Below are 24,975 nucleotides of genomic sequence, written 5' to 3' on the forward strand. Positions count from 1 at the left end.
GGCATGAGTCTGGGCGGAGATCGCCTGCCCGGGTCGGACCTGTTTACCCGGCGGATCAATCGTGCGCCGTCGCTTTTGCTGGCGACGGCTGTGCCGTGGATCGTCATTGCGCTGGCCTCGCTAATGCCGCTGTCGCCGGTAATCGCCTCGGCCCCGGTGCTGCCGCCGCTGGCCTATCTCTTCCTGATCGGGTGGCGGCTGTTGCGCCCCGGATTGTTGCCATTGTGGGCGGGCGCGCCGCTGGGCCTGATCGACGATCTCTATTCGGGCCAGCCGTTCGGCAGCGCGATCCTGTTGTGGTCGCTGACGATGATCGGGATCGAGCTTATAGACGGATGGCTGCGCTGGCGCGGGTTCTGGCAGGACTGGCTGGTCGCGATGGTGCTGATCACGGCGTACCTTTTTCTTGGCCACGTCTTTGCCGCGATTGCCGGTGGCCGGTTCGATCCGGGCCTGATCGTGCCGCAGCTTCTGATCTCGTTCATCGCCTTTCCGTTACTGACGCGTGTGATCGCGATTCTCGACATTCTTCGCCTGGCCCGTATCCGGGTGCTGGGATGAGGCTGCGCTTCCGAAAAAGGCGGGCCGCGCGCCCGGCCTCTCGTGTGTCTAGCGGAGAGCTGCGTAACCGGTTCGACCGACGCAGCTTCGTCCTCGGCGCGGTTCAGGGCGGCATCGGCGTGCTCCTGGCCGCGCGGATGACATACCTCGCGGTGGCGGAGAACGAGAAGTACGAACTGGCCTCGGAATCGAACCGCGTCGACCTGACGCTGATCCCGCCGCGGCGGGGCTGGATTCTGGATCGCAACAATATCCCGATGGCGTCGAACCGTGCGGATTTCCGCGTCGACCTCGTTCCCGAACGCGTGATCGACAAGGATCGCACGCTGGCGGTTCTGGGCGAGGTTCTCGACCTCACCCCCGCCTCCGTCACCGACCTTCGCGACAAGTTGGATGGCGCGCGCGGGTTCCGCCCTGTCGAAGTCGCGACCGGCGTCGATTGGGAACAGTTCGCGGCGTTGTCCGTGCGCCTGCCCGACCTGCCGGGTGTTATTCCTCAGCGTGGCTTTACCCGGTTCTACCCCACCGGCCCTTCGGTCGGCCATCTGCTCGGCTATGTCGGCACGGTGTCTGCAGAAGAATACGAGGAAGAGAAGAACCCCCTGCTGATCACCCCCGGCTTCAAGATCGGCAAGGACGGGGTGGAGAAGTATTTCGAGAAGGACCTGCGCGGCAAACCCGGCGCACGGCGGGCCGAAGTTACCGCCAGCGGCAAGATCGTGCGCGACCTTGAAACGCGCGAGGACGTACAGGGCGATCCGATCCGCCTGACAATCAATGCCAAGCTACAGGACTATGCCGCCCGACGCATCGGACTGGAATCCGGCTCCGTCGTGGTGATGGATTTAGAGAACGGTGATCTGCTCTGCGCCGCGTCGATGCCCAGCTTCGATCCGAACAGCTTTTCCGACGGTATCGGCCGTGTCGAATGGAAGATGTTGTCGGAAGACGACCATGTTCCACTGCGCAACAAGGTGTTGTCGGGCCTCTATCCGCCGGGATCGACGGTCAAGCCTTTCGTCAGCCTTGCGCTGCTTCAGGAAGGGATCGACCCGGACGAGACAGTCTATTGCGGCGGCGGCCTGCGCGTCGGAAATCGCGTCTTCGGCTGCTGGAACCGTCGCGGGCACGGCACGGTGGATATGGCCAAAGGCATCTACCAATCTTGCGACGTCTATTTCTACGCGATGGCACAGCGCATCGGGATGCAGCCGATCGCCGACATGGCGCGCAAGCTGGGTCTGGGATGGAAGTACCCGCTGCCCGTGGCCAGCCAGTCGTTCGGCACCGTGCCCGACCCGCCGTGGAAGCTGAAAAAATACGGCAGGGAATGGCAGACCTATGACACGGTGAACGCCACCATCGGTCAGGGCTATTTCCTTGTGAACCCCTTGCAACAAGCGGTGATGACGTCGCGCATCGCCACCGGGCGGCGGCTGCAACCCCGTCTTTTGATGACGGCCAACCCCCGCCCTGCCCCCACGCTGGGCATTCCGGCCGCGCATATGGAAACGGTTCGCCACGCAATGTGGGAGGTGGTGAACGGCGCAGGCACCGCCGGGCGCGCACGGCTGCCGCTGGATGGTATCGAATTGTCCGGCAAGACCGGCACGGCACAGGTGGTCAGCCTAGCCTACGGCCGCGGCGGCAAAGGCGTGCCATGGAAATACCGCGACCACGGGCACTTCATTTCGTTCGCGCCCTACGACAATCCGAAATACGCCTGTGCTGTCGCGATTGAACATGGCGCGGGTTCGTCATCGGCCTATCCGGTCGCGCGCGATGTCATGACCTACCTCTTCGACCCGCAAAAGGCGCTCGAGGTGCTGCACCGTTATGAAGAGGAATGGGGCGGCACCGCGCAGGAACGGCTTGCGCGCAAATACCAATCCTACGAACGCGCCTATGGCGGCGCCGCGCCCAAGCCGGAAAGCGGTGCGATCGAAAATGCCGTTGCCGACAGCGCCGGCACGGCCCCTGCCCCGGTCAACGTTGCAGACGAACCGCGCCCCAGCGAAGGCGACGCCGCCGTCCCCGCTGCATCTGCAGAGGCCGCCGCCCCTGCGCCCTCGCCCAGCCCGTCGCGCACGCCATCGGGGCAACAGCAATGAGCGTGCTGCACACCTTGCCCACCACTTTCGGGCGGCAGCCTTGGGGCGTAATCGTTCCTCTGCTGTTGCTCGTCTGTTTCGGCGCGTCGGTGCTCTATTCCGCAGCCGGTGGGCACTGGATGCCGTGGGCGGCGCTGCATATCGTGCGGTTTATCGTCTTCCTCGTCATGGCGTTGGTGATCGCGCGGTTCAGCCGCGATTTCGTGCGGTTCATGACGATCCCGATCTACGTGATGCTCTGCCTGCTGCTGATGGCGGTGGAAGCGATGGGTTTCGTCGGCGGCGGTAGCCAGCGCTGGCTGAACCTTGGTTTCATGACCTTGCAGCCGTCCGAACTGATGAAGCCCGCCATCGTCCTGATCCTCGCGCGCTTTTACGACATGCTACCACCGGGGGCGACGCGCGAGTTTCGTTCGCTTGTCGTGCCCGGCTTGCTGATCGGCTTTCCGGTCGGTCTGGTGCTGCTACAGCCCGACCTTGGGACCAGCCTTGCAATCGTGTTCGGCGCGGTCATCGTCATGTACCTCGCCGGATTGCCGATGATTTGGTTTATCGCTTGCGGCATAGCGGGCGTGATCGCGATTCCAATTCTCTTCTTCGCCGCCTTGCACCCCTATCAGCAACAGCGCGTGATGACCTTTCTTGACCCGGAGAGCGATCCATTGGGTACCGGGTATCACATCACCCAGTCGAAAATCGCCATCGGATCGGGCGGTATTTTCGGCAAGGGATTCGGCAACGGCACACAAAGCCACCTGAACTACCTGCCCGAACCGCATACCGACTTCGTGTTTGCGACGATGGCCGAGGAATGGGGCATCATGGGCGGGCTGTTCGTGCTGTTCGTATTCGGTATCCTGCTGCGCTATGGCCTGCGCGTGGCGCGCGATGCACCTGATCGGTTCGGCCGTCTGATGGCCGCGGGCCTGACGGCGACGATCTTTTTCTATGCCGCCGTCAACCTGATGATGGTGATGGGCCTTGCCCCCGTTGTCGGCATTCCGCTGCCTTTCATGAGCCACGGCGGGTCTTCGATGATGACGATCATGATCTGCGTCGGCCTGATCATGGCGACCGATCGCTGGGGCAAACGCGACGTGCGTGGCGGGTTCGAATAGGCGTTTCGAAAAAAGCGGAAGAACCCCCTTCCATCCCACGCACGCGCCGCTATATGGGGCGCTCCCACGGCGAATCACCCCTTTCGGGATGGCAGCCGTATCGCTGTTTTCGCGGCGAAGTGGACGCATAGCTCAGTTGGTAGAGCAGCTGACTCTTAATCAGCGGGTCCTAGGTTCGAGCCCTAGTGCGTCCACCATTTTTCTTCCTTTATAATCAAGAGTTTACGTCGAGGCCGGCAACAAGCTTGAGCCGCGGACGGCTCTCACTGTGACCATTTTTGTGACCTGGGCTTTCCAGCTTTTCCGGGCAGTTAGACTTTTTCGTGTCTGTGACCGGATTAATCAGCGGGTCTGTGCCCGGTAAAATCAGCTGGTCGGCATAGGGCTGGAGATGCTTCACCGACATGTGCGCATAACGCCGCACCATCGACTCCGATTTCCATCCCCCCAGCTCCTGAAGCACCCAGGTGGGCACGTCATTCTGCCGGAGCCAGGTCGCCCAGGTGTGCCGCAGATCGTGCCAGCGGAAATCCTCGATCCCGCAGGCCTTCAATGCCGCACGCCAGGTCCGCGTATTCGCATTGGCAAGGCGCTTGCCCCGAAATGTGAACACATGAACCGGATGCTTGCCCTTCTGCCGCCGTAATACGCCAAGGGCCGCCTCGTTCAGGGGCACGCCGAGCGCCTCCCCGTTCTTGGTCTCGCCATATCCGATCGTGACGATGCGCCGGGTCATATCGACCTGATCCCATCGCAGATGGAGTATGTTGCCCTGACGCAGGCCGGTCGACAAAGCGAACAGCACCACCTCGCGCTGGTGTTCAGGAAGCCGACCCATGAGCTCGGCTGCCTGATCATGGGTGAGAAACCGCACCCTGACCCGACCACTGCGCGCATAGGTCTTGAACGCCGGCACATGCGCGATCCATTCCCATTCCCGCATCGCCTTCCGGAAGATCGCGCGGATGAGCGCGACATAGAGATCCTTGGTGCGATCGCTCTTGCGGGCGAAATGGCGCGATATGAGCCGGTCGATCATGTCCCTGCTCACCTGATCCAATGTCTTGCCACGCAGATGTTTGGTGAACCACCGGATCCGGCTCACGTCGTCCCGGTAGGACTTCTTGTGTGCCTTCTCCTTCAGCCACCGCAAAGCCGCCTCGTCCCATGTCCGTTTCGGCTTCTGCTTCAGCCTGGCAAGGTCCCACAGCTCGGCCTTCAGCTTGTCGTGAAATTCGAGCGCCTTCAGCCTGTCGGTCGTTCCAGTAGGCGTCTAATGAGCGTTCCGTCAGGTGCTGTGAGCTTGACGTAGTATTTTCCTGCACGTTTCCAGAGTGCCATAATGCCTCCTTTCGTTGGGCACCTGACTGCATTCGTGCAGGCGCAGCGTAGCCCGAGCGAATCCAGGCGACAAGTTCGCCTTCCAGAAAGCGCCACTGGCGCCCGACCCGGGCCGCCGGAATGCGCCCCTCGGCCAGCAGATTGCGGATGGTATTGGGGTGCACCTTGAGCAGCGCCGCCGCTTCCCGGATGGTCAGAACGCGCTCGGCTCCCTCGCCCATGGTCAGACCTGCAGCACCAGCTGCGCGGTCATGCCTTCAGCATCGGGGAACAGCATGGCGCTGAGCGGACAGAGGGGATCGTCGATCCGCACCCGCCAATATTCACGGGGAGGCTCGGTGCGTGACAGGCGCTCCCAGGCATCGCCGATATGCTGCCAGCCCAGCATGACCCGTAACGCCGGGGCGTTTTCGCTGACCCTATTGTCGTTGGGCACGAGACGGATTGCGCGCTGGATGGAGAGGGTGTGGATCTCCCCTTCCCATCCGCCCTGCTTCGAGCGCCGCAAGCGGCCGATCGTCCGCTTGCGCGTCATGTCCCCGCCTCCATGTCCTTGCGCGCCTTGGCAAAGGCCCGATCACTGGCCAGAAAGCTCTCGAGCATGGCGGGAACAAGGTCCGCCACTTCGGCCTTGTCGCCGTAGGTCCGGTTGTAGATCGTCACATAGTCGCCGAGCGCATGGGCGAGATCGGGCGTAATGGTGATGGCCAGTTTGACCGGCGTTCGGTCGGGCAGTTTTGCGAGCTTGAGCATCGCGGCTCTCCTTGTCTAGCGAGCGCCCGCCCAGGGCCGCAGCACGATGTCCTTGTGGACGATCACGCGCAGCGGCCATCCGGGACGGACGGTGATGGTGGGCTGGATGTTGAGGTTCTTCGAGACGATCTGCTGACCCGCCTGATTGGCGGATTGCTGGGTCGATTGCCGGATCGCGCGGACAAGATCGCTCTCGTCACTGCCGAGCGTGAGTTCGGTGCCGACGCCCAGCAGGGTCGAAAGCGCGACGCCCTTGAGCAATTGCCAGCTATGGAAGTCGACCTTGTCGGCGAGGCCCGCATAGCCCGCGCTGTCGGTGGCGGGCAGATTGTCGATCTGGACCGAGCTGCCGTCGGGCAGGATGATCCGCTGCCAGACCAGCAAGGCGCGCCGCTGGCCGAAGGCCACGACGCTGTCATAGCTGCCGATCAGACGCGAGCCTTGCGGAATGAGCAGGATACGCCCGGTCACGGTATCGAAGACCGGTTCGGTCACTTGCGCCACAACCATGCCCGGAAGGTCGGAATTGAGCCCCGTCATCAGGCTGGCAGCGATCACACTGCCGGCCATCAACTGATAAGGCGATGCCGGAGTCTGCAGCGCATGAGCGTTGGTAATGCCACCCACCGCCTGGCTCCCGACAAAGTCGAGCTTGCGCTGCTGGTTGTTCTGGTCCCGCTCCGGATCGAGCGCGAGACGCCCCGCCTGCTCGCTCTGGCCTGGCGCTGCACTGCCTGTGGGAGTGCTATCCGCACCTGTGACCGGCGCCGCTGCACCCCGCCCAGACGACTGGACCATGACGCCTGCTTCGCGGGCCTGCGCCGCCTGGCTAGCGATCCGCTGACGCTCAGCCTCGGCGGCCTGCTGCTCCATGCTCATGGACGGCGGCATGGCACCCCGATCGGTTGCCGGATCGACGCCAAGACCGCGCTGGTGCTCCAATATCGGTCGACCCAGATCGCCGGGCAGCGGATCGCCCAGCACCGGAACACCGGGCGGCAGCTCGCCATAGGTTCCTGGCAAATTGGCGACGGCATCGGCGGGCGTGCGCCGGTCCGCGACAGCCTTCTCGTCACCGGTGGCGACAACCTGCAACGTCTTCGGCCCCAGCGCCATCCAGGCGACACCGGAGATGGCGAGCGAGGCGCAAGCGGCTCCGCCGATGATCACACTGCGCCGGAATCGGACAACACGCCGTGGTGCGGCGCGCAGGACGAGCTTTTCCGCACTCAGCTTGGCCCGCTCAGGCGGGAGCGCTGTCGGCTCCCCATCAGGACGTGGTTCCGGGCCAGCGTCATCCTTGTCGGGACCGCTCATGGGCGTGGCCTCCCCTGCGCCGCATCGGTGCGGGAAATGCGCACGACAGCCTGCGGGTCTTCGCCAAGCCGCAGCTCGGCGGCGCCGAAGAGGCGATCGACGATATAGTGATTGCCGCTGACACGGTAATTGACCAGCTGGCTTTGCCCGAGCGGCCCGACCACAAACAGGGGCGGCGCTACTCCCTGGTCGAGCCGGGCCGGAAACTCGATATAGACCTTGTTGCCATCATCCCATGCCCGGACGGGGCGCCAGGGCGGATTGTCGCCAGTAATGGCATAGCGGAAGCGCAGATTGGTGAGCGCGACATTGTCCACCACCGGCCGTGCTTCCTCGGCACGTTCGTTCTGCCTCTGCAAGGCGAACAGGTGATCTTGCGGGTAAGTCCAGCTGATCGCCGCCATCGCGGTCTTGTCAGTGCTTTCGAGCGCCAAATGATAGGCGCGCCGGTCGGTGGTAATGACCATATTGGTCGCGAGCCCCGGTGCGAAGGGCTTGACCAATATGTGCGCCCGGGCGGTCTCACCGGCGCCGCTCGAGGTATCACCGATGACCCAGCGCACGGTATCGCCTGCCGAAACCGCCACGAGCTTTTCGCCGGGTTGGAGCGCGATGTCGCTCACCTGCTCCGGGGCTGCGTAAAGCCGGTAGAGCGCGCCGTCGGTCCAGGGGTAGACCTGCACCGCGTTGATATAGCCTGCGCTCGACGGTTCGCGCGTGGCCGCACGGTTCGCCGCTTCAACCCGTGCCGTAGGAGGCCCGACCTCAGTCCTGACCGATGGCAGCGGGAGAAGCTGGCCTGGCAAGGGTAGCGGCACGGGTGTTTCGACGATCTCGACGGGCTTGGCTGGTTCAGCTTCAAGCACGGCAGGCCGAAACTGCGCGCTGTCGAGCGCGATTGCAGGCGGCGGCGTCTTCCCGGCGCAGGCTGAAAGCAGCACCATCACGGGAAGGGACAGGGAAAGACGGGCAATCATGGACGGACTCCTTTCTGTTCTGGGTCGGCAGCCAGCGGGGGCGCGGCGGCAGGGACTGCGGGCACAGCAAGGTCAGATGCTTGCCCCTGCTGCGGAGACAGGGATGGCTGGCCATCGAGTTCGCGGGCCCAGTCGATCGCATTGACGAACAGGCCGAGCGGGTTCTTGCGCAGGGCATCAGCCGTTTTGGGCGGCTGCATCGTCACAGTGAGCATGGCCGTCCAGCGCTCGGTCTTGGCGAGGCTGCCGCGCTCATAAATGCTCTCCGTCCATTTGACCTGAAAGCTGCTGTCCGAAGTGCGCACAACGCTCGTCACCTGGACCGAGACGCTGCGCCGGCCGATACCGGCGAAAGGGTCGTTGCTGCGGGCATATTCGTTGAGGAAGATCGCCGCGCGGTCGGTGGCGAAATCATAGGCATCGAGCCAGTTGCGTTTCACCAGCACCGGATCGGTCGAGACCGAGCGGACATTCGATATGAAGCGCCCCAGATGCCAGGCGACCTGCCCGTCCGTGGGCTGGTAGTTCTGGATTGCCGGGGCGACGCTGCGCGCTTCGCCGAGACGATCGACTTCCACCACATAGGGCGCGACGCGGCTCTGCATCGACTGCCAGACATTCGCACCGATCAGGATGCCGGTAAGGCCAAGGCAGGAAAAGGCGAGAAACCGCCAGTTCCGGGCCTGGACACGGGCCGAGCCGATACGCTCATCCCAGAGCTGACCGGCACGCTGATAGGGTGTCTCGGGCTGGGGCGTCACCCCATAGCGTTGGATCGATCGCTTGAAGATCATGGGGTTTACTCCTTCTCGCTGAGGTTGGGATTTGCGCCGCTGCCGGGCCGGTCTCCGTCGCGCAGCGCCTGCATCGCCATGTGCCGGCGATGACGGGCGGTCTGCTCGGAGCGCAGGTTCTGCGCCCAGGCAGGCATGCCGGCAGGCGATGTACCCGCCCCGGCCACCGGCCCTGTGCCGGACGCAGGTGATGTCGATGAGGTTTGCCCGGCGTTCCAGGCGACCTGCCGGCCCTTCTCCACACTGGATCGAAGTGGGGTTGCGATGCGCGAAGCGGCCGCTCTCGCGCCTTGCGATGCAGCGCCTCCGGCAGCGGTGGCCAGACCGCCAAGGCCGGCACCGATGCTTGCGCTCCCGGCGGTTTCCTGACCAAGCCGGTAGGCGCTCGAGGCGGCCGATCCCATCGCGGTTCCGGCCCGGATCGCGCCCATGCCACCCCGTCCCGCCATCATCGCGCCGCGCGCACCGAGCATCGCCGCCCCGCCGGACATGATCGCAGCGCCTGCCACCGTGCCGACAGCGGCACCGGCACCAAGCTGCGGTGCGCCGGAAACAAGGCCCGCTGCAATGCCGGGACCGAAGATGCCAAGGCCGAACAGGGTGAGCGCGCCCATCAGCAGGCTGAGCGCCTCGGCAATGTCCGGCTCGCCACCGACGAGCGCGGTCAGTTCGTCGAAGAGATTGGTGCCGATCGCGACAATGACTGCAAGCACCATGACCTTGATGCCCGCCGAAACGACATTGCCGAGCACACGTTCAGCCAGGAAGCTGGTCTTGTTCCACAGGCCATGCCTCAAGGGGACAAATCCAGCTATACTGACAAGCAGAAGCGGAAAGCCGAGCATATAGAAGAAGGATACGAGAACAAAGGCGTGGGCCATGAGGAGGCCGAACGTCGGGCGTGGGCTACGGTAAACAAGGAATCCGGCGGAGGAAACAAATCCGGATCGGGGCGCGGCAAAAAGGACAGCCACGAAAGTTCACGGAAAGGGGGCAAGAAGACTGGTTCGAGCCAGAGCGATGATAAGCGGTCAAAAGCAGCGAAGAAAGGTTGGGAAACACGACGTAAGAATGGCAATGCCTGAAATCTAAACCGCCTCCTCGACCGAACGCACCTCGTCAAGGAGGTCCTTCATTTCCGCGCGAGCCGTATCGCTTCGGACGCTCCCCGGCGTGACTTTTAGGCAAATCGCGCATTTGACTCCGTCAGGACGAAACTCAAGCTCAACCGAATCCAACCCCCTCCCTGGGCGCAACAGACCTGACCCCATGCCTTTTCTGGTCGGTTGTTTCACCATGGGGCCACCGGACTCCTTCCATGTGATCGCCACCTGATCGTCGGAATGGGCACCCTCCCAGGTAATGGTCACGTTACCATCGGAGTTCGAAAGAGAGCCGTATTTGACGGCATTGGTGCACAACTCATGTAACGCAAGCGCCAGGGGGACGCAGGCCGCATTGGGAACCTTGAGTTCTGGACCTTCCAGTCGGAAATTTCCGTCAGATCGAAATGGGTCAATCGTCAGACTTACGATCTCGCCTATCGACTGAGAGTCCTGTTCCCCGCTTGTTACAAGTTCGGTGGCTTTGGCCAACGCGTTAATTCGTTTGGAAAATGTGGAAAGGAACTGATCCGGCCCCGAGTGTCTAAGGGTGCTGGTGGCGAGAGACTGGATGACTGTCAGCATGTTCCGTACTCGGTGCCGCAATTCCGCGTTGAGCATTTCTTCGCGATCTCTGGCTGAATGTTCCGCTTCGAGCAGCTGTCTGACAATGTGTCCAACGTTAATGAGAATGCCGCATGAGATCGCAAAAAGTCCTGCCATGATAAAATCAGAGAGCTCGAAGTCCCAAACAGGAAGTTCGGGTCGAAAAAGCCGATTGGCGATGATCGCTGAAAATATCGCGGTCAAGGTAGCCGATCGCCAACCCAGAAACAGCGCCGAAAGAATGACAGCCGGAAAATACGTGACGAACGGCACGCCTGCCTCGCCACCATCAATCACCAGTCGCATCGCCGTAGGAATTATGACGGATGCGGCCGTCCAGAGAGCGACTTCAGCTCTTGATTTCTGACGCAGGATGGCGCGCTCGACTGTGGGAAGTCTGATCACTTTTCGTCCCCTCCGCGCCCGAGGATTATCCCGATCCGCGTGGCGAGCAAGACGTTTCTGCGTCTTCGGGTGCAAAAGTGGACTTACTCGCATCACCCGTCTGGATCGAAGAGAAGGGTAGGTTCGATCGAAATGTCGGCACATGTCTAATGAGCGCCCTCAACCCTCGGCTTGAGGGCTCGAATCGGAGATTCCCAGTCCATCTGCAGGTCGCCCAGTGCTAAATGGAACGATTTGCTGCAACACGCTTTCAGATACGCGGAAGTGCACTCACCCTGCAATTGCTTCTTCGATGAGGTCCAACGCGCTGTCGATCGCATGTCTCCGAACCCGATCCCGTCCAATCGGGCCAAAATGCTTTTCTCGATGACGCAGGCTTTGACCGCGCGCGCAGGCGAAGTGCACAAGCCCTTCTTCGTCTCCTTCTCCACCGGGACCCGCAAAGCCGGTGATTGCGATAGCGATACTCGCTCTCGATCGCCGCAACGCGCCGCCGGCCATCGCCTCGGCAACCTCTCGGCTCACTGCGCCGAAGTTTGTCACCAATACCCTGTCGATGCCCAGAAGATCGCACTTGGCTTGATCAGAATATACGACGAAGCTGCATTCAAAAACATGGCTCAAGCCCCGCAAGTCAGTTAGAATTGACGCAAGCACACCGCCGGTGCAGCTTTCGGCCGTTGCTATCGTGAGCTCATGCTGTTTTAGGGCTTGCATTACCCTTTTTGCCCGGCTCAGCTGAGCGTCAGAAGCAGCAATCATCGCGCTATCCTTGCTCCTCTCCACTCGGCAACGCCGGTCGTACCCAATCCAGCAGGATCCTACCCTGGCCGTTGCCAGAACCAATCACGATCGAGAGCGCCATGGCCATCTGCCTTCGATTTCGACTTCGAGACTAATCGACAAAAACGTCCGGATCAGAACGATTAATCCAAGTACCATCGCGTTTCTGAGTGTTGGCTCAATCGCCACAGTGCGGATGATATCCGCCGCGACCAGTAATTCCAATCCCGCCAGAATTGACCGTCCAAGCGTGCGGCGGAAAACCGGTGTCAAAGCGGATTGAGGTTCCTGCGAATAGCTCTTGCCGGCGATCAGGATTACAGCGGTACGGGCAAAAGCTACCAATGTACCCGTAATGATAACGGCAATACCCGCCAATTCAAACCAGCGCGCCGCCCCTGTTGCTATGGTCAACATGATTGGATCTGTCAGCATCAAACGATAAAATGAACCGCCATGCCGCTCGGTTCCCCTCAGAACACCATCTCACGATATCTCTTGGAAACTTTCGCGGCGTTCGATGCTTAAAAATATGTGACCCGACAGATGACAATCATCTCCAGCCTACTGGCCGTGGTACTTCTTATCATCTGGCTGACGAACGTCATATTGCATACGCCGGAAGCGGAGAGTGATCAGGCCCGAGGTCCGGATTCCGGCCTAAATTTGTCCGAATGAAATGAAAGGCAAACCCGCAGGGGCAATGCCGCAGCGTGCTTGTCTAGTTTACAGGAACTTATCCTGTGAGCGTCCGGCGAAGTTGAGGAACGGTTTCGCTCTCCGACCGTCATTCATAGTGAAGATTACACCGAAAGGCATTCGCAATGGGCCAGTATGAACCTAAAGATTCGGGTGAAGTCACCCGCAAGCCCCTCGACAAGTTTAAAGAAGCTGCGAAAACCGGCACCGGCAATAGGAAGCCGGTAAACCAGACAAGGGCCCGTACCGAATTGGAACAGCGCTCGAGCAATGAGCCGGTTGAAACTGATGTCTCGCAGGGAAGTGAGCTGGCAACCCGCGGTTCCAGCAGGCAACGCTGATGTTTCGATCGAAAAAGGCTTCGCTGAACCCGCAAACCGACGATCCAAGTCAAAATAGCCAGCTTCACAATGCCACCCGCAAACAGGGCGTGGTGAAGCCTGAAGACTATCCCGAAAAAGATCGGAGGAAAGGGAGCATCACACAGAACTCGTAATCGATCATTGTTCGAGCGCGCAAATTAAGGCCCGAGCTGACCAGGTAATGCTCGATCAAACAAGCAGCCAGATGCCTGCCAACAGAATGAATGATCCAGCCCCGACCACCACTGCGACAATGCGAAGATTCATGCGTCGGACAGGTTCAACGGCATGTGCGTCAAGCTTTTCCAGCAATGCTCGAGAATTGCGTTCCGCAAGGTAGAATATGGTTATACCTGCTAGGATGAAGCATGTGGAAATAGCGCGGGGCAGCCAGGAGGGCTCCATTTTTTTCAAAAAGGGCATGGAAGCCCAGTCCAATACCAACTGAAGCAAGCCCGGTTCTAACCCATCCCGCAAACGTCCGTTCGTTTGCGAGCAAGGTCCGATCCTCCGCAAGATCGGTCTTACGCTCGGCATGATCATCTGGAAGGTTATCGTCAGCCACTGATCAGGACCCCTAGCGAGATTTATGCCGATAGATCAGTCTCACTCCACTTCGCGGCTACCAAGCCTGCGCTTCATTGTCCGCACACTCATCCTATCCAAAAGCTCAGGCTGTCATTTCCCAAGGTGTCCGTCGTCGAGACATTTGGCACAGATCGGGGCGTGGATTAGCGAAGAGCGGGCCTCGTCTGGGGTTTGATGTTAGGCGGCGAGCTTGCGGTGAAGCAAGCGGCGATGTTCGATGGTCTTTCGCTTGATGGCTTCACGGCGCTTGATGATGGCGGGAGCCCTGCCGAAGTAGGCGTCTGCTGGCGTCACGTTGTTCAGGCTCTCGTGGTAGCGCTGGTGATTGTAGTGCTCCACGAACGCCTCGATCTGGGCCTCGAGGTCGCCGGGCAGGAAGTAGTTTTCCAGCAGGATGCGGTTCTTCAAGGTCTGGTGCCAGCGCTCGATCTTGCCCTGGGTTTGCGGATGCAACGGGGCTCCGCGCACGTGGCTCATCTGCTGGGCCTCGATGTACTCGGCGAGTTCGCCCGCGATGTAGCTGGGGCCATTGTCCGATAGTAGCCGGGGCTTGTGCAGAACCGTGGCGCTGTCGCAGCCCGATGCCTTGAGGGCCAGGTCCAGTGTGTCGGTGACGTCCTCGGCGCGCATGTTGGTGCACAGCTTCCAGGCGATGATGTAGCGCGAGTAGTCGTCGAGCACGGTCGAGAGGTACATCCAGCCCCACCCGATGATCTTGAAGTAGGTGAAGTCGGTTTGCCATATCTCGTTCGGCCGGGTGGTCTTCGTGAGGAACTGGTCAGCGGCCTTGATCACGGTGTAGGCCGGACTGGTGATCAGATCATGGGCCTTCAACAGGCGGTAAACCGTGGCTTCCGACACGAAGTAGCGTTTCTCGTCGGTGAAGCGCACGGCCAGTTCGCGAGGGGAGAGTTCGGTCGCATCAAGCGCCATCTCGACGATCTGCGCGCGGATATCTTCGCCGATGCGGTTCCATACCCGGCTCGGTGCCGAGGGGCGATCCTCCAGCGCTTCAGGGCCGCCTTCGAGAAAGCGATCATACCAGCGGTAGAATGTCCGGCGAGGAATGCCGAGCTTGTGCAGTGTGTGCCTGGCGGGCAGGTGTGACTGTTCGACGATCTTGATGATCTCCAGCTTTTCCGTGGCGGGGTACCTCATTCGTCGTCGCCCCCATCCGCGATCATGCTTTTTTTGAGCAGGCGGTTCTCCAGCGTCAGGTCGGCGACGCATTCTTTCAGGGCACGGGCTTCGCGGCGCAGGTCCTGGACCTCGCCCGTGGTCGCAGCACGAGCGGTGTCGCCCGCGAGCCGGCGTTTTCCGGCTTCCATGAACTCTTTCGACCAGGTGTAGTACAGGCTCTGGGCAATGCCTTCGCGCCGGCACAGCTCGGCAATGCTGTCGTCACCGCGCAGTCCGTCGAGCACGATACGGATCTTGTCCTCGGCCGAGAAATGCCGCCGCGTCTGTCGGCGAATGTCTTTCACCACGGCTTCGGCAGAGGCCTTCGTCGGCGATTTTCGCAAGGAGGGTTTGGGCTTCATCTTCGTTCCTTCGTCACTACGACGAAGCCCAAACCCTCCTTCAATCTCAACACCTAATCTGTGCCATGGGCGCTGACGCCGGACACCCAAGGCTCTAACATCGGTAATCTCGATTTTAGCATATTTAAAAAGCTTTCGGACCAGTGAGAGGCATCGGTTCGTTCCACAACTTCGAGACATTTTGCATGGCGTTCTAGCCGTTCACTCAAGGGCATTGTGAAGGCTGCATCAATTGCTCTCGCAGTCTCATCGATATCGTAGGGGTTTATCAGCAACGCATCTGTCATGTCCTCGGCTGCCCCCGCGAAGCGCGAAAGAACAAGGACCCCAGGATCCTCGCGATCCTGCGCAGCGACAAACTCTTTAGCGACGAGATTCATTCCATCAGCCAGGGAGGTGACGAGACCACAGTGCGAGAGCCGATAGAGACGCCCGAGCTTTGAACGTGGAACCGAACGATTGATGAAGCGGATAGGCGTCCAGTCAAGTTCTGCAAACTGCCCATTAATTTTACCGGTCAGGCCTTGGAGTTCATCTGTGACTTCCTGATACGCAGAAACCTCCTGACGTGTCGGCGGAGCTATTTGGATTAGGCACGGCCGGTTCTCGCTGTCACACGATTCAAGATAGCGGCCAAAAGCCTTAAAGCGGTTCGGCAAGCCCTTGGTATAATCGAGGCGATCGACGCCGACAGCGAATTTCTCAGGCGCGCCGCTCGACCCGAAAGGGTTTGATCCATCGCGTTGCGCCTCGGTGCGGAACGCCGCGACATCGATGCCGATTGGGAAGGAGCGCACGGTCGTTATTCGATCGCCAAATTTGATGGAGCCGTCGCTGAGGAGTTCGGACCTGTGATCGCGTCTCGCTTATCTTGAACTCGCTTTCGTGCGATCATGTGCCAATCCCGCAACCCGCTTGGATTACGAAGGCGATTGCATGAATCTCTCTTTCGGTCGCAATTCGCTGGTCATATTTGCCAGACCGTGAGCAAGCCAAGGCTTGGCCGTGATCGATCTACGTGACATGGTTTGGCTCCGAGGATTGCCCCTTAGGCATGCTCGCGTAGTTGATGGCGAACGGGACTGCTGCACTGTGCGCGCCAATCTGACTTCTGGGATAAGGGCACGACCGTGTCGCGAAAGGGGGATTGAATGCTGGGAAAGCGAGCCGAGATCGATAGCCTGGGCGCGGTCGACGTGCCAGCGGACTGCTATTGGGGAGCGCAGACGCAGCGAAGCCTGATCAATTTTCCTTTTGCCAAACACGAGCGAATGCCGTTGGAGGTCATTCACGCTCTGGCGACCATCAAACTGGCCGCGTCGCGCGTCAATCGTGTGCATGATTTGCCTGCAGATCTCGCCGATGCCGTGGAAACCGCCGCCCGCGAAGTGATCGCGGGGCAGCATGACGACCAGTTCCCGCTGCCGATCTGGCAGACCGGCAGCGGGACACACAGCAACATGAACGTCAACGAGGTGATCGCCGGACGCGCCAACGAAATCCTTACCGGATCCCGAGGCGGCAAGAGCCCTGTGCACCCCAATGATCACGTCAACAAAAGCCAGTCATCCAACGACAGTTTCCCGACTGCAATGCATATCGCCACCACCCTGGCGGTTACGGATCGCCTGCTTCCTGCCCTGGATCGGCTGCGCACGGCGCTGGATGCCAAGGCACGGAGCTGGGACACCATCGTCAAGATCGGCCGAACGCATCTTCAGGATGCAACCCCGCTCACGCTCGGGCAGGAATTTTCCGGCTATGTTGCGCAGCTCGACGCCAATCGCATGGCCATCGACTTCGCTCTCCGGGAAGTCAGGTTGCTGGCGCAGGGCGGTACGGCGGTCGGCACGGGGCTAAATGCCCCCGATGGCTTCGGTGAGGCGATGGCGTCCGAATTGTCCGATTTGACCGGATACGACTTCACGCCCGCTCCCAATCCGTTTGAGGCGCTTGCTTCGAACGATGCTTTGGTGCGACTGTCTGGCGCGCTTGGCGCGCTGGCCGTCGCGCTGACCAAGATCGCGAACGATATCCGCTGGCTCGCCTCGGGACCGCGCTCGGGCCTAGGCGAACTGAGCCTGCCGGCCAACGAGCCGGGAAGCTCGATCATGCCTGGCAAGGTCAACCCGTCGCAGTGCGAGATGCTGACGATGGTGGCGGCGCAAGTGATCGGCAACCAGCATGCAGTCACCATCGGCGGCATGCAGGGTGCATTCGAACTCAACGTGTTCAAACCGATGATCGGTGCTGCGGTCATTCGCTCGATCAATCTGCTCGCCACTGGCATGGCAAGCTTTGCCGAACGGTGTGTCGAGGGAATCGAGCCCAACCGTGCACGGATCGCGCAACTAGTCGACCAGTCATTGATGCTGGTGACGGCGCTGGCGCCCGAGATTGGCTATGACAAGGCGTCGAAGATTGCCACCCACGCTCATGCCGAGGGGCTCACCCTGCGCGAGGCGGCGCTGGAACTCGGGCTGGTGGACGAAGCGACTTTCGATCGGCTGGTGCGGCCGGAATACATGACCTGAATCGGCGAATGCAAATCAGGGGTTCTCGCCGTGATCGGCTTCAAGCAGGTCGTCGGTTACTTCCCATCAGCATGGGATCACTACCCGCCGCGAAGATCGCATCGCGGAACGAGTTGCGCGTGACCAGCTCGCCACAGGCCATGCCGCCACCGGACGCCTCGCGCCAGCTGGCCGCGTCCGGCTATTCGGCAACACCGACGAAGCAAATCTTGTCATCGTCCTGGGACCGCGCGATGAAGCCTCGAACCGAGGCTTCCATACTTCCGCCTGATCAGCTCGTTCCCCCGCCGCCATGCCGAACGGAATTGTTCTTCCTTTTCGGGGTGAACTTCCCAGCGGTATGCCGCAACGATGGTTCCATCGCATGATCAGCGATAGGGCACGAAATCGCCGAGGAACACGACGCCGGTTGTGAAGCCAAGGGTTCTGTCCACGGTGCGAACGAAGTCCTGTTTACACAACTGGCCGCCAGTGCGCTCGATGACGAGCACATCCTGGGTATCGAGCGAATTGTCGGGCCTCGCGACATAGATCGTGTCGCCCGCATTGTAGACTACGGCGGTTTCGTCGATCACTGTGAGGCGATTGTCGGCAAAAGCAGAAATGCAGCTTTGCGGCTCGCCAGCAGTTCGCCCAGCGAGCATCTCGGCGAGGCGAGCCTCGCCCCTCTCGGCACTAGCCCCTATGGTGGAAGTCGCACAGCCGGACAGTGCGACCACCGCCAAGGAACTGGCAATGGCGGTGGCGAACGGGTGTTTGGCGGGAGATGTCATTGGTTTTCCTTCCCTGCCGACAAAGGGCCAAGATGCGCTTCGTCGACAATTCGGTTGCACAAGAAATGCGCTTGGTTTCGATCTCTATTATCAGGCCACGATCACACCCATCGCCAACGCAATGCACAGCGCCGCACCTCCAAGCAGGACAGCGATCGCGACCAGCACTTCTTGCTTTGAATGACGTGCGCGTGTGTCAGAGGCGACCAGATCGGCTTTGCTCTCAAAGGCCGATGCAAGGCTGTTCAGGTGAAGCACGAGCCAGAAACCGGCCGCCAGCGAGGCGACGAAGCTGCTCGCAGCTGCAATTCCAATAATTGTGATCGACATATTTCGTCCCTTTTCAGAGAGATGTGGACGATAATATTTCAACGCACTTGGGCATGAATTGTTTCGAATTTGCCTGGATTCTCTAGCATCCATTAATCAGACATATCGAGACGCGATACCATTAGGCCCTACCCCGGCAGTCTCCAAGGTGCCTCGCGCTATATGTCGGGTATGCGCCAGTGCCGTCAGTCCGAATTAGACCGCCGGATTGGTTCGGTCGCTTGTTCTGTTGTCACAGTCGGGTCAATGCGCCAGACGGTGTTGGAAACATCGTCGGCAATAAACAACGCGCGTCTCTCCCGATCATAGGCGACGCCCACAGGCCGCCCTCTTGCATGTCCGTCCTTGAGAAACCCGGTGGCTACATCGATGGGTTTGCCCGCTGGCCTGCCATTCGCGAATGGCACGAAGACCACCCTGTAACCCGAGGGATCCTTGCGATTCCAGCTGCCGTGCTGCCCGACAAAAGCGCCTTCGGTAAATGGCTCGCCCAGCCCGCCGCTCGTCGTAAAACTCAATCCAAGTGCTGCCACATGAGAACCAAGCGCATAATCCGGGCGGATCGCCTTTTGCACGAGATCAGGACGTTGAGGCTGAATTCGAGGGTCAACATGCTGTCCATAATAGCTGTATGGCCATCCGTAGAATGCCCCTTCCCTGACCGAGGTCATGTAATCCGGCACGAGCTGCGGGCCCAGTTCGTCGCGTTCGTTTACAACCGTCCACAACGCGTCGGTCCACGGATTAATCGCAAGTGCGGTCGGGTTGCGTAAGCCGGACGCGAAAATGCGACTGGCGCCGGTTTCGGGATCGATTTCCCAGATGACGGCACGGTCTTCCTCCACATCCATACCGCGTTCGCCGACGTTGCTGTTCGATCCGATGCCAACATAAAGTTTCGAACCGTCCGAACTGGCCGTCATTGCCTTGGTCCAGTGATGATTGATCACTGCGGGCAACTTCGTCACCTCAACCGGGGGGCCAGATGCCTGTGTCATGCCATCAGTGTATTCGAACCGAAGCAAATTTCCCTGATTGGCGACAAAGATCGAACCATCCACAAACGCGAGTCCGTAGGGAGCATCCAATCCTTTGGCGAAAGTTGTTTGCAAGTCGGTCTGCCCATCGCCGTCCGCATCGCGCAGCAGGGTAAGGCGGTCACCGCCCTCAACCGGACTTTTGCCTTGGCCTTTGATCCACCCGGCGATGACATCTTTTGGGCGTACCTTCGGCGCCTTGCCGCCCGACCCTTCCGCGACAAGAATGTCGCCGTTCGGCAGGATCAACAGCTGTCGCGGGATTTTCAGATTTTCTGCGATCGGTCGGATTTTGAAACCGTCGGGGACCGTCGGCAACTCGCCATTCCATCCCGCAGGTGTCGGAATTTCCATAGCTGGAAGCAGAGCGTCGTTCTGTTCGGGAAGGTCCGGGTTCGCACCGGTCTGATCAAGCGAGGGATCGCTGGATGAACCGCATGCGCCGACGGTTATCGCCAAGGGCAAGACAGAAAGGAAAAGCCTGTTCATGGGCGTTCCTCCCGTTGCTCGATACTCCCGTAGGCGATCACGGCTGCAATCAGGGCAAGCACCGTGCACACAGCGGAAAGGACCAGCCCGGTCATCCCCACTGAATGCCAACCGTCTCGCGCATGATGAAAAGCGTTGACGACGCCGGTTACGAACATCGCCGCGACCACAATGAGATAGAGCAATCCGCGCCCCCGCGCGTGCCGAGCATGTCCGAAAAACAGGCCCAGCACGGCGAAGAGCAGCAGGATCCCGGCAAAAAGATCGGCCCCGGCTATCAGCCACGATGCAAAGTTCGTCCACTGGATTACGGCGGTGTTGTAATAGGCGATATCCGCCAACCATGCGGAAGGATAAAGCGCCACCGGAAAAGCCAAAACGATGGCATGCAGCGTGTTGGTAAAAGGTTGTTTTTGCAGGTTGACGGTGCGGTCCATCGACTGCCTCTTCTCCTGTCCTCCCGCATCCAATCTGGATGAAGCGATTATCTCCCTCTCACCCTCTAACCCACGACTGCGGGTAAAGTGCCGAAAACAATTGCTGCAAGCGAGAGGCAGAGAGAGCCGACCGCTATAGTCGGTCGTGGCCGAGGCAGTCGAAAGGCCAGTATGCCCATAGCAACCACGGCAAGGCAGGCAGCGATCAGCGCGATTCCGTTTGCAGTCGCCGTTCCGGGAAAGACGAGCGCCGCGCCATATGCGAGGATGAAGTGCCCTGCCCAAATTGCAAAAGCCAAGACCATCGTTCGATAGATCAACCGATCGTTCGGATTGCGTAACTCAGCCACCGGGAAATATCCGGGGGACCAGTGTGAAGGCCATGCCCTGTATTGCGCAATACCCTATGAAGCGCCCGACGATGTCCATAGTCACATTGGTCGGCGTGGTCATGATGCCGCGAGCTTCGCGAAAGGCCAGGTAAATGGCCATGATAATAGCCACCGCCACGACCTGACCCTGAAGCACGGACAGCATGAAAACTGTTGCCCCCATCCCGCTTGCAGTTGGATGCAGCCCGCTTTCCAGCCAGCCGTTTACGTCCAGCCAGAGCGCGCCGGTCAAAAGCGCGGCGGCAACAGCCTGCATGATCCACGGAAGGTCCTCTGCCAACCGGCCACTGCGCAATGCCAGCACCCGCCTACCGCCCCAAGCGGCAAGGAGTGCCAAGGCTTCTACCGCCAAAATGACGATGGTTTCGCCCAATGGCGGCGGGGCCCGCCAGACCTCGCCGTTGATCCCGTAGAGATAGAAATAGGCGAAGATCGCCATAAAGCCGATCATTCCGACAACGACCAGCAGCGTGTTGAGCGCCCACCAGCCATGGCTCTGCGGACCGGTAATCGCGATCGGCACTTCGATGCCAGCCCCGATATCCGCCCTGTCCTGCTTGATCGGCCGATCGGTTTCCCAGACCCAACGCAGCGTGCTGACCACGGCAACAAGGCCGCAAAAGATGGCGAAAGCATAAGCCTGCACGGTAAGCGAAAGAAAAAATCCGGCCGTGAAGATTGCCGCCGACAGTGGCCATGCAGACGGGCCCGGCATCAACTGCACATATTGCGGCTCTGCCAATAGCGGAGAGGTAATCAGTGTTTCGCGATGCCCGGTTGCGGAATTTGGCAGGAAGTATCGCCCTTCGGCAACTTCGCGCGGCAAATCCGGCCGATCCCATAGCGGCTCACGCGACGTGATGACAGGAATCGATCGGGTCGAATAAAGGCCTGTCGGCAACCATTCCAACGTGCCGCCCCCATAGATATTCCCCACGTCGCTATCGACCGTAAAGCGAAACCGGCGGGCGCAATCGACCAGAAACAGCAGGATGCCCGCCGCCATGACAAAGGCACCGATCGTCGAAATCAGGTTCAGCAGATCCAGATCGCGTCCGGGCATATAGGTATAGATGCGGCGCGGCATGCCCATTAGACCGGACAGGTGCATCGGAAAGAACGTGATGTGCAGCCCTGCGAACATTAGCCAGAAGACCCAACGCCCAACCCGTTCGGACAGGGCGCGGCTGCTGGTCATGCCGTGCCAGTGGTAAAATGCGGCAAACATTGGAAACACCATGCCGCCCATCAGAACGTAATGAAGATGGGCAACGATGAAGTAGGTATCGTGAGCCTGCCAGTCGAAAGGCACCATCCCGACCATCACCCCGGTCAGGCCGCCCATGGTAAAAATCACCACGCTGCCCACCACGAACAGCGCAGGCGTGCTCCAGCGGATCCTGCCACTGGCCAGCGTTGCGATCCAGCAGAAGACCTGAATGCCCGCAGGCAGGCTGACCGCCATGCTGGCCGCAGAGAAATAGCCAGCCGAAACGCGCGGCATGTCCGTGGCGAACATATGATGCGCCCACACGCCGAAACTGATAAAGCCCGTGGCCACCAGCGCCAGCACATTCAGGCGATAGCCGACAAGTTCGGTTTGAGCGACCGTCGCTACCATCATGCTCATCAAACCTGCAGCGGGAATGAAGATGATGTAGACTTCCGGGTGACCGAAGAACCAGAACAGGTGCTGCCACAAAAGCGGATCGCCGCCGCGCGTCGCGTCGAAAAACGGCCAGTTAAACGCTCGCTCTATCTCCAGCAGCATCGTGCACAAGATGACGCTGGGAAAGGCCACCACGATCATTACCGCAAAGACCAGCATGGCCCACGCGAACATCGGCATCTTGTCCAGCGTCATACCGGGCGCGCGGGTTCGCAACACCCCGACGATGATCTCTATCGCCCCGGCAATGGCCGAAATCTCGATGAAGCCGATACCCAGCAGCCAGAAGTCGGTGTTGATGCCGGGGCTGAAAGCAATCGACGTCAACGGGGGATACATGAACCACCCGCCATCCGGGGCAAGCCCGACCAAAAGCGAGAGGAAGAACATCGTTCCGCCGACGAAATACGCCCAGTAGGCGTAGGCCGAAAGCCGGGGGAAAGGTAGATCGCGCGCCGCCAGCATCTGCGGCAAAAGCATGATGCCGATCGCCTCTACCGCAGGAACCGCGAACAGGAACATCATCACCGTGCCATGCATGGTGAAAAACTGGTTATAGGTGTCGACGCCAAGAAAATCCTGCATCGGCGCAGCAAGCTGTATCCGCATGCCTAGCGCCAGCACCCCCGCCGCCAGGAAGAAGCCGAATGCCGTGACGATGTACCAGAATCCAACGTAGTTATTGTTTACAGCGGTCAGCCGCCGCCAGCCCTTGGGCGAGGCCCAGATCCGCTCCAGATCGCGGACTTCGCCATCGGGCCGGGCCTCGGTCGGAAACCGATCGTAGAGCGCGTGGTCGAACCCGGTCTCCGACTTCACTTCTGCAGTTCCAGAAACGCGGCGATGTGGCCAATATCCTCTGCTGACAGAACGTAATAGCTCGGCATGCGATTACCCGGCTTGATCGACTGGCTGTCGCCGATCCAGCCCATCATCGTGCCTCGATTATTGGGCAGGATGCCGGCGCCAAGCGAACGGCGAGATCCAACATGCGTGAGATCCGGGCCGGCCAGTCCGTTAGCCTCGGTCCCGGCGATGCGGTGACAGGCTGCGCAGCCACTCTCCATGAACAGCCGCATGCCGCGCCGGGCATCGTACCGTTCCAACGTTTCCGGTTCCATGGGATAAGCCGCTGCATCGCCGGGATAGGGCATCGCGTCAGGCGGGGCAGTCTCGGCAAGCATCTCTGTGCGGGCGACCCGCGTGGTGCGATCGTCGAACCACGCCTGCCAATCCGACGCTTTATGTGCGATCGCGACAAAGCCCATCAGCGCATGTTGACTTCCGCAATATTCGGCGCACAGACCGCCGAATTCGCCGGCGCGGTCGGCTTGCACCCGTAGCAAAGTGCGCCGACCCGGGATCATGTCTTTCTTGCCCGACAGATGCGGCACCCAAAAACTGTGAATCACGTCCGCCGCTTCAAGTTCGAGCACGACGGGCACCCCGACGGGTAAATGAAGTTCGTTGGCATCTTCCATGACAATGTCGCCATCGGCGTTCAGGTATTGCACCCGGAACCACCACATTTCACCTGTTATGCGGATGCGCATTTCATCGCCTCGGATCGGCTGGGTAAGACTTGCGGTCAGGGTAAGACCCCAAACGAGCAATCCCAGCAGGACCACGCCCGGAAAGGCGATCCCGCCGATCCAGATCGCGCGCTCTCCGCCGATCATAGCTTTTATCTTGGGCGATCCCCTCACCGCGAGCCACAGCGCGGCGCAAACGATGGCCGTAACGACCAGACCCATGCCAAAGAGCGCCCAGGCCAGCGTCGTCACCTTGTCGGCATATGGACCAGCCGGATCTAGGACCGGCGGAGGCCAACCCCACAGCGCGTCAATCATGGTCAAGACCGTAAAGATAGGCGGCTATATCGACCGCTTCGAGTTGCGTGATGGGCGTCGCGGGCATCGTGCTGTCGCGCTTGACGGCTGGAGCATTGCGAATAAAGGCGGCCAGCAGATCGGGGCGATTGGGCAATTGTCCGGCGATCATCCCGACATCGTCGAAGCCTTCAAGCGATGGGCCGAGCCGTCCCTTGGGCCAGGCGACACCCGGAATCTCGTGACAAGCGGCGCACCCTGCCTCGTTAATCGCCAACAACCCACGTTCCTGTGCGGCATCGTCCGGCTCGTAACGCGAACCGACCGGATTCTTGCAGGCGGAAAGGAGACCCAGAACCATCGCACTTGCCACACCCGCCCTCTTCATCGCTGCAAAGCGGCCCATTCGATCGATTTCGTTGGGGT

26 protein-coding genes, 1 tRNA gene and 2 pseudogenes are annotated in these 24,975 nt (G+C 60.4%); 7 read left to right on the forward strand and 22 right to left on the reverse strand.

Annotated elements, in window-relative coordinates:
- Positions 1-3: 3 nt before the first annotated feature.
- The 4 genes from mreD to AB433_RS09020 all read left to right on the forward strand — a co-directional run bounded on the left by mreD (position 4) and on the right by AB433_RS09020 (position 3,987).
- Positions 4-561, forward strand: a complete 558-nt coding sequence (gene mreD, locus AB433_RS09005) for a rod shape-determining protein MreD (protein ID WP_047820763.1) — start codon at positions 4-6, stop codon at positions 559-561.
- Positions 558-2,672: a penicillin-binding protein 2 gene (mrdA, locus tag AB433_RS09010; protein ID WP_047820764.1), complete on the forward strand. Its 2,115-nt coding sequence runs from the start codon at positions 558-560 to the stop codon at positions 2,670-2,672. The genes mreD and mrdA overlap by 4 nt, the downstream gene beginning before the upstream one ends.
- Entirely contained in the window at positions 2,669-3,790 is a 1,122-nt protein-coding gene (gene rodA, locus AB433_RS09015; protein ID WP_047820765.1) for a rod shape-determining protein RodA, read from the forward strand. The genes mrdA and rodA overlap by 4 nt, the downstream gene beginning before the upstream one ends.
- Before the next feature lie 121 nt (positions 3,791-3,911).
- Positions 3,912-3,987 (forward strand) — tRNA-Lys (locus AB433_RS09020).
- A 17-nt stretch (positions 3,988-4,004) separates the two neighbouring features.
- On the opposite strand, the gene AB433_RS21035 is transcribed toward AB433_RS09020, so the two are convergent.
- From AB433_RS21035 to AB433_RS09060, 8 genes and pseudogenes are all read right to left on the reverse strand, one after another.
- Positions 4,005-4,943 (reverse strand): tyrosine-type recombinase/integrase, encoded by a 939-nt coding sequence (locus AB433_RS21035; RefSeq protein ID WP_053059080.1) that lies wholly within the window; start codon positions 4,941-4,943, stop codon positions 4,005-4,007.
- A gap of 253 nt (positions 4,944-5,196) precedes the next feature.
- A pseudogene (locus AB433_RS21775) lies at positions 5,197-5,352 on the reverse strand (helix-turn-helix domain-containing protein); the annotation flags it as partial.
- Positions 5,353-5,354: 2 nt separating this feature from the next.
- The gene (locus tag AB433_RS09035; RefSeq protein ID WP_047820766.1) at positions 5,355-5,666 is read right to left on the reverse strand and encodes a DUF736 domain-containing protein; all 312 of its coding nucleotides are present in this window, start codon (positions 5,664-5,666) and stop codon (positions 5,355-5,357) included.
- Positions 5,663-5,884 carry a DUF2274 domain-containing protein gene (locus AB433_RS09040; protein ID WP_047820767.1) on the reverse strand — a complete coding sequence of 74 codons (222 nt, stop codon included), beginning with the start codon at positions 5,882-5,884 and terminating at the stop codon, positions 5,663-5,665. Before AB433_RS09040 ends, AB433_RS09035 begins: the two co-directional genes overlap by 4 nt.
- A 15-nt stretch (positions 5,885-5,899) precedes the next feature.
- Positions 5,900-7,201 carry a TraB/TrbI/VirB10 family type IV secretion system protein gene (locus tag AB433_RS09045; protein ID WP_053059081.1) on the reverse strand — a complete coding sequence of 434 codons (1,302 nt, stop codon included), beginning with the start codon at positions 7,199-7,201 and terminating at the stop codon, positions 5,900-5,902.
- Positions 7,198-8,178, reverse strand: coding sequence for a P-type conjugative transfer protein TrbG (trbG, locus tag AB433_RS09050; RefSeq protein WP_047820768.1), 981 nt, complete (start codon positions 8,176-8,178; stop codon positions 7,198-7,200). The genes AB433_RS09045 and trbG overlap by 4 nt, the downstream gene beginning before the upstream one ends.
- Positions 8,175-8,972 carry a conjugal transfer protein TrbF gene (gene trbF / locus AB433_RS09055; RefSeq protein WP_047820769.1) on the reverse strand — a complete coding sequence of 266 codons (798 nt, stop codon included), beginning with the start codon at positions 8,970-8,972 and terminating at the stop codon, positions 8,175-8,177. Before trbF ends, trbG begins: the two co-directional genes overlap by 4 nt.
- A 5-nt stretch (positions 8,973-8,977) precedes the next feature.
- Positions 8,978-9,853, reverse strand: a complete 876-nt coding sequence (locus tag AB433_RS09060) for a type IV secretion system protein (protein ID WP_082134855.1) — start codon at positions 9,851-9,853, stop codon at positions 8,978-8,980.
- Between AB433_RS09060 and AB433_RS21040 the strand changes: the two genes are divergently transcribed.
- Entirely contained in the window at positions 9,761-10,057 is a 297-nt protein-coding gene (locus AB433_RS21040; protein WP_082135044.1) for a plasmid stabilization protein, read from the forward strand. The two genes, AB433_RS09060 and AB433_RS21040, sit on opposite strands and share 93 nt — an antisense overlap.
- Before the next feature lie 3 nt (positions 10,058-10,060).
- Here the strand turns inward: AB433_RS21040 and AB433_RS19470 are convergent, their stop codons facing one another.
- The 3 genes from AB433_RS19470 to AB433_RS09075 all read right to left on the reverse strand — a co-directional run bounded on the left by AB433_RS19470 (position 10,061) and on the right by AB433_RS09075 (position 12,286).
- On the reverse strand, positions 10,061-11,086 hold the full coding sequence (locus AB433_RS19470; RefSeq protein ID WP_169749326.1) for a sensor histidine kinase: 1,026 nt from the start codon (positions 11,084-11,086) through the stop codon (positions 10,061-10,063).
- Between the two features lie 270 nt (positions 11,087-11,356).
- Positions 11,357-11,848 carry a CinA family protein gene (locus AB433_RS09070; RefSeq protein WP_047823719.1) on the reverse strand — a complete coding sequence of 164 codons (492 nt, stop codon included), beginning with the start codon at positions 11,846-11,848 and terminating at the stop codon, positions 11,357-11,359.
- An 84-nt stretch (positions 11,849-11,932) separates the two neighbouring features.
- The gene (locus AB433_RS09075; protein ID WP_047823721.1) at positions 11,933-12,286 is read right to left on the reverse strand and encodes a DUF1622 domain-containing protein; all 354 of its coding nucleotides are present in this window, start codon (positions 12,284-12,286) and stop codon (positions 11,933-11,935) included.
- 407 nt (positions 12,287-12,693) lie between these two features.
- On the opposite strand from AB433_RS09075, the gene AB433_RS20500 reads away from it, so the two are divergent.
- Positions 12,694-12,909, forward strand: coding sequence for a hypothetical protein (locus AB433_RS20500; protein WP_156170759.1), 216 nt, complete (start codon positions 12,694-12,696; stop codon positions 12,907-12,909).
- Between the two features lie 316 nt (positions 12,910-13,225).
- Here AB433_RS20500 and AB433_RS19900 read toward each other — a convergent pair whose 3' ends face one another.
- The 3 genes from AB433_RS19900 to AB433_RS09090 all read right to left on the reverse strand — a co-directional run bounded on the left by AB433_RS19900 (position 13,226) and on the right by AB433_RS09090 (position 15,883).
- The gene (locus AB433_RS19900) at positions 13,226-13,495 is read right to left on the reverse strand and encodes a DUF202 domain-containing protein (RefSeq protein WP_156170760.1); all 270 of its coding nucleotides are present in this window, start codon (positions 13,493-13,495) and stop codon (positions 13,226-13,228) included.
- Positions 13,496-13,695: 200 nt separating this feature from the next.
- Positions 13,696-15,059 (reverse strand): IS3 family transposase gene (locus AB433_RS09080; protein ID WP_156170761.1). Its coding sequence is split into 2 segments (ribosomal slippage): positions 13,696-14,709 and positions 14,712-15,059, totalling 1,362 coding nucleotides; the frame shifts between segments, so codons are not numbered across the junction.
- A 53-nt stretch (positions 15,060-15,112) separates the two neighbouring features.
- Entirely contained in the window at positions 15,113-15,883 is a 771-nt protein-coding gene (locus AB433_RS09090) for an alpha,alpha-trehalose-phosphate synthase (UDP-forming) (RefSeq protein ID WP_082134858.1), read from the reverse strand.
- A 327-nt stretch (positions 15,884-16,210) separates the two neighbouring features.
- Between AB433_RS09090 and fumC the strand changes: the two genes are divergently transcribed.
- Entirely contained in the window at positions 16,211-17,593 is a 1,383-nt protein-coding gene (gene fumC / locus AB433_RS09095; protein ID WP_047820772.1) for a class II fumarate hydratase, read from the forward strand.
- A gap of 15 nt (positions 17,594-17,608) precedes the next feature.
- Here the strand turns inward: fumC and AB433_RS21245 are convergent.
- The 8 genes and pseudogenes from AB433_RS21245 to AB433_RS09130 form a co-directional block, all read right to left on the reverse strand.
- Positions 17,609-17,946 (reverse strand): annotated as a pseudogene (locus tag AB433_RS21245) (antibiotic biosynthesis monooxygenase family protein).
- Between the two features lie 15 nt (positions 17,947-17,961).
- Positions 17,962-18,366: a hypothetical protein gene (locus tag AB433_RS20505; RefSeq protein WP_053059084.1), complete on the reverse strand. Its 405-nt coding sequence runs from the start codon at positions 18,364-18,366 to the stop codon at positions 17,962-17,964.
- 90 nt (positions 18,367-18,456) lie between these two features.
- Positions 18,457-18,738 carry a hypothetical protein gene (locus AB433_RS09105; protein WP_156170762.1) on the reverse strand — a complete coding sequence of 94 codons (282 nt, stop codon included), beginning with the start codon at positions 18,736-18,738 and terminating at the stop codon, positions 18,457-18,459.
- A 143-nt stretch (positions 18,739-18,881) separates the two neighbouring features.
- A complete protein-coding gene (locus tag AB433_RS09110; protein WP_047820774.1) occupies positions 18,882-20,222 on the reverse strand; it encodes a PQQ-dependent sugar dehydrogenase in 1,341 nt (446 codons plus the stop codon).
- A complete protein-coding gene (locus AB433_RS09115) occupies positions 20,219-20,659 on the reverse strand; it encodes a DUF2231 domain-containing protein (protein WP_047820775.1) in 441 nt (146 codons plus the stop codon). Before AB433_RS09115 ends, AB433_RS09110 begins: the two co-directional genes overlap by 4 nt.
- Before the next feature lie 342 nt (positions 20,660-21,001).
- On the reverse strand, positions 21,002-23,539 hold the full coding sequence (locus AB433_RS09120; RefSeq protein ID WP_047820776.1) for a cbb3-type cytochrome c oxidase subunit I: 2,538 nt from the start codon (positions 23,537-23,539) through the stop codon (positions 21,002-21,004).
- Positions 23,536-24,570, reverse strand: a complete 1,035-nt coding sequence (locus tag AB433_RS09125; protein ID WP_047820777.1) for a cytochrome c oxidase subunit II — start codon at positions 24,568-24,570, stop codon at positions 23,536-23,538. Before AB433_RS09125 ends, AB433_RS09120 begins: the two co-directional genes overlap by 4 nt.
- Positions 24,563-24,910: a c-type cytochrome gene (locus AB433_RS09130; RefSeq protein ID WP_245626625.1), complete on the reverse strand. Its 348-nt coding sequence runs from the start codon at positions 24,908-24,910 to the stop codon at positions 24,563-24,565. The genes AB433_RS09125 and AB433_RS09130 overlap by 8 nt, the downstream gene beginning before the upstream one ends.
- Positions 24,911-24,975 lie beyond the last annotated feature (65 nt).

The organism is Croceicoccus naphthovorans (genome assembly GCF_001028705.1).
Lineage (GTDB): Bacteria > Pseudomonadota > Alphaproteobacteria > Sphingomonadales > Sphingomonadaceae > Croceicoccus > Croceicoccus naphthovorans.